A 1,327-nucleotide genomic window follows, 5' to 3' on the forward strand; every position below is an offset into this window, starting at 1 on the left:
TGCGTGCGTCTGATGACGATGTCTATGACGGTGGCGCCGGCATTGACACCTTGGTGCATGACCTGAATTGGGTTTCCAGCGTCACCTTCGACCTTGCCGCTGGATTTGCGACATTCGGGGGCAATCGCGATCAGTTGATCAGTATCGAAAACCTGGTGATCGGCGGATCCGCGTCCGTAGTGGGTTCAAGCGTCGCCAATTCGATCATTGTCAACGGAACCGGTGCTAACGCCATCAATGCTGGTGCGGGCAACGATACGGTCAATGCTGGTGGCGGCGATGACACGGTCAGTGGGGAAGACGGTGACGACGTGCTGAACGGCGAAGCTGGCAATGACACCATCACAGGCGACGCGGGTAACGATACGCTGAACGGCGGCGCAGGCAATGACTCGATCAATGCCGGCGCCAGCTCCGACGGCCAGGATTCGGTCGACGGCGGCGATGGTGACGACGTTCTGATCTCTTCGGGGTGGGGCACCACGCTGGGCGGCCTGGGTAATGATACAGTGTTTGCCGGTTTGGGCACCAATGAGACACTGGATGGCGGCGCGGGTATCGATACGCTCAACACCTCGCTGTGGACAGGCAATTATAATGTTGACCTGGCGACGGGCGTAACCGATTTCCCGCCGGAATCGTTTATCAACTTCGAAAATCTGATCGGCGGCGCAGGTAATGACACCTATAGCGGCACAACGGGTGCCAATGCGATCGATGGCGGTGCGGGTAATGACAGCATCAGCGGTCTGGCCGGGGATGACACCCTGACGGGTGGCGCAGGCAATGACACGATCGTGGCGGGCGCCAGCTCGGACGGCACGGATTCGGTTGACGGTGGCGACGGCGACGACGTCCTGACGTCTTCCGGGGCAGGTACTACGCTGGGCGGATTGGGCAATGACACGGTCTATGCCGGCCTGGGCACCAACGAGACGCTGGATGGCGGCGCGGGCATAGATACGCTCAACACGTCGCTGTACTCCGGCGATTACAATGTCAACCTGGCGACGGGTGTGACCGACTTCCCGCCGGAATCGTTCATCAACTTCGAGAACATCATCTCGGGTGCAGGCAATGATACCATTACCGGTTCGGCGTCGGCCAACTGGATCGACGGTGGCGCCGGCGCCGATAGCATGACGGGCGGTGCGGGCAACGATACCTTTATCGTAGACGATGCCGGCGATACGGCGACAGAAGCTGGGAACCAGGGCACCGACCTGGTTTACACCTCGGTTTCATTTGTCATGGCAGCCAGTGTCGAGAACCTGATCATGACAGGTATCGACAATATCAATGCCACCGGCAACACCAGCAATAACAA

The 1,327-nt window shown here is 59.4% G+C and carries 1 protein-coding gene; it reads left to right on the forward strand.

The features are described 5' to 3' along the window. Positions 1–1,327 (forward strand): calcium-binding protein (locus AC1DXO_RS26080; protein WP_476981137.1); only part of this gene is annotated, 1,327 nt, incomplete at both ends.

It is taken from the genome of Asticcacaulis sp. P2_C5 (genome assembly GCF_056404555.1).